This window comes from Mesorhizobium sp. M7A.F.Ca.US.002.01.1.1 (assembly GCF_004022955.1).
Taxonomy (GTDB): domain Bacteria; phylum Pseudomonadota; class Alphaproteobacteria; order Rhizobiales; family Rhizobiaceae; genus Mesorhizobium; species Mesorhizobium ciceri.
In genome coordinates, this window is sequence record NZ_RZQE01000559.1 from 1 (window position 1) to 3461 (window position 3461).

Annotated in this window: 2 protein-coding genes; both read left to right on the top strand. The window is 63.8% G+C overall.

Annotated features, from left to right (window positions below):
- Positions 1-98: 98 nt before the first annotated feature.
- The gene (locus EN932_RS31870; protein ID WP_164753936.1) at positions 99-2003 is read left to right on the top strand and encodes an ABC transporter ATP-binding protein/permease; all 1905 of its coding nucleotides are present in this window, start codon (positions 99-101) and stop codon (positions 2001-2003) included.
- Between the two features lie 272 nt (positions 2004-2275).
- A partial coding sequence (gene mgtE, locus EN932_RS31875) for a magnesium transporter (protein WP_128369359.1) occupies positions 2276-3461 on the top strand: 1186 nt, incomplete at its 3' end.

Below are 3461 nucleotides of genomic sequence, written 5' to 3' on the forward strand. Positions count from 1 at the left end.
GGATAGTGATTCGGGTCGGTAGACCATCGCAAGAGTCAGTACCGGAAAAAACACCTCGCGATGCCGCAGGGCGATCGCTTCTGACGCCGGTGTCGTCGATGCGCAGCTTCTGGGGCCTGATGCGGGCCTACTGGGTTTCCGACCGCTGGAAGGAAGCCTGGACGCTGACGCTGGTGATCGCGCTGCTCACGGCGTTGTCCAGCAAGGCCGGTGTCTGGTTCGCCGAAGCCTCGGGCGAACTGGTCAATTCCATCGCCTTCTTCCATGACGCCGCCAACACCACGCCGCTTCGCTCGCTTTTGGTCAATGCCGGCGTCCTCGTGCTGCTGGTCGTACTCAAGGACGCTGGCTTCACCGGCATCCGCAACCTTGTCTCGGCGACGTTGCACCGCAAATGGCGCGGTTGGCTGGACAGCCGCTTCAATGAAGCGCTGCTGGACGGCAATCATACGCATTTCCATGCCCAGCACGCGTCGACCGGCAGCGGCGCACCGGCCCCCGACAACATCGACCAGCGCGTCCAGGAATCCATCAAGGACATGACCGGTGGCGCCATCGGGCTCGCCATGGGCGTGCTTGGCGTTGCCACATCGCTCTATTTCGTCGGCCAGAAGCTGCTCGAAAACTCCGTCGAGGTGAAGGGGCTGGAATTTCTCGGCAGCTATGGCAGCGCCATCCTCGCCTTCCTGGCCGTCGCCACCTACGTGCCGCTGAACACTTGGATCGCGGTCAAGCTCGGCGGCCTGCTCGAGCGCCTCAACGTCAGGATGCAGCAGGCCGAGGGCAGCTATCGCGGCGAGCTGACGACATTCCTGCGGCGGTCCTTCCACGTCGCGGCGTCTCAGGGCGAAGGCGTGCAAAGGACCATGCATGGCCGGCTTTATGTCGACATCGACGGCACCTGGACGCGGCTGAACATCGTCAACACCGTCTATATGTCGTTCGAGCTGATCTACAATTTCATCGGTGCCCGCATTGTCGCCTACGGACCGGGCCTGGTGCCGTTCATCCACAACGGTCTCGACCTCAAGGGCTACATAACCGGCTCCGAGCTGGTCAATTCGCTGATCGGCCAGTGTTCCTGGTTCATCCACGTCATGCCCGCCATCGCCACGTTGCGCGCCAACAGCCAGCGTGTCACCGAGCTGGCCAATGCGATCGAGAATGTCCAGCATCCGCAGGAATTCTACAGCCAGACCGGCCGCTCCGACTTCCACTATGCCAGCCAGAACCCGGTTTTCGGCCTGACCATCCAGAAGCTCGAACTGGCGCATCAGGGCGAGGACGCGACGCCCTTTCTCAGCGCCGCCAATCTGCGCTTCCGGCGCGGCGAATGGACTTTCCTGAAAGGCGAGTCCGGTTGCGGCAAGACCTCGCTGATCAAGGCGATCAACGGCCTGTGGCCCTATGGCCGCGGCACCATCGTCTTCCCCGAGGGCGTCAAGAGTTTCTATGCCGCCCAGGAGGTCAAGCTGCAGCCTGTGTCGCTGAAACAGTTGGTCTGCCTGCCCGGCTCCGAGCACGACCATGGCGATGCGCAGGTGGCGTCGGCGCTGCACAAGGCGGGGCTCGGCGACTTCATCGAGCACATGGCCGACGAAAGCCGCGAAGGCAAAAGCTGGGACCAGGTGCTGTCGGGCGGCCAGAAACAGAAGCTGGTGGTGGCTCGCATCGTGCTGCAGCAGCCGGGATTGCTGTTCCTCGACGAGGCGACCGGCGCGCTCGACCCCGATGGCAAGGTCGCCTTCCACCAGGCCATCAAGGACAACTGCCCCGATGTCACGGTGATCAGCGTCATGCACGAGGCGGTGGCGCCGAGATCGATGACGGGCAGCGAGTTCTATCACAGCATCGTCGCGATCGCCGACGGCGTCGCCACCAAGAAGCCGCTGGTTCCGACCCTCCCCGCCGAACTCACCACCATTCTGGTGCAGCCAAGGCCGGCCCCAAGGCCGGTCGAGGACAAGTGGCTGCGCTTCTCGCGCCGGCTGAAGCAGAAATAACGGTTATTCCGCCCTGGTCTGCCTGGTCGAACGGCGGCCGGTGATCACAGTCTCGCGATCTCGGCTGCTCGTCGGCATTTTCCCTCCTCACCGCGATTGACACGGCAAGGCGCGCTCCTATGTTGCGCCCGCTTGCAGACAATCAAACGCGAACCCGCAAGCAGAAAGGTCACCGCGCCATGCCTGGCGACAGTCACAGTCGAACGCAACAGCCGTCCGCCCTGACGTGACCTCACATGGTTCATGTCCTGCCGGACGGCAAGGAGTGAGCCATGAACGAATTTACCACGGTGGCAAGCGACGAGGCCGTCGCGATTGCCCGTATCCTAGCCAACGATCACGTCGCCGACATTGTCGAGGCCCTGAACAGGGAGCCTCGAGAGACCGCGACGGAACTGCTCTGTGAAGTGACGTTCGAACGTCTGGTCGAGATCTTCGATCAGCCGGAACTCGACGGCGCGTCGGAACTCATGGAGGCGCTGCCGCGCGCCAAGGCGGGCAAGCTGCTCACCGCCATGTCGGTCGACCGTGCCGCCGACATTTTGCGCGAGCTCGACGAGCCGGCGCGTTCCGAGCTGCTCGGCGGACTTGCGCCGCCGCTGCGCGCAACGCTGCTCTCCATCCTCGGCTATCCCGAAGGCAGTGCCGCATCGATCATGACGACGGAGTTCGTCAGCGTGCCCTCGGACTGGAGCGTCGGGCAAACGCTCGACTACATCCGCAAGGTGGAGCGGACGCGCGAGACCGTCTATGCGATCTATATCGTCGATCCGCAAACGCACCTGCTTGTGCGCTCGACGGGCCTGCGCCGGCTGATCACCGGTGAGCCGGACGATTCGATCATGACGGTGGCGCCGGATCATCTTCCGGTGACGGTCGGCCCGCTGACCGATCGCGAAACGCTGGCGCAGACGATCTCCAAATACGATCTGCTCGCCGTTCCGGTCGTCGACCATGGCAAGATCCTCGGCATCGTCACCATCGACGACATCATCGACACGATGATCGCGGAGACGACCGAGGATGTGCACCGTTTCGGCGGCATGGAGGCGCTGGACGAGCCGTACATGAAGATGAGCTTCCTCGCCATGATCAGGAAACGCGGCGGCTGGCTGTGCGCGCTGTTCATCTCGGAGATGCTGACGGCCAACGCCATGCAGAGCTATGAGGGCGAGCTGGAGAAGGCGATCGTGCTGACGCTGTTCATCCCGCTGATCATGAGCTCCGGCGGCAATTCCGGCTCGCAGGCGACCTCGCTGGTCATCCGCGCGCTGGCCTTGCGCGAGATCGGCCTTGGCGACTGGTGGCGGGTGGCGCTGCGCGAGCTGCCCACCGGCCTGGTGCTGGGCGCCATGCTCGGTGTGGTCGGCGTCTGCCGCATCGCGCTCTGGCAGTATATGGGCTTCTACGACTATGGCCCGCACTGGCCGCTGATCGCCACCACGGTGGGTGCTGCAC

Bases quoted from the DNA above. Each gene is read 5' to 3' on its own strand.
- EN932_RS31870 (WP_164753936.1), top strand. From the start codon at position 99: ATGCGCAGCTTCTGGGGCCTGATGCGGGCCTACTGGGTTTCCGACCGC.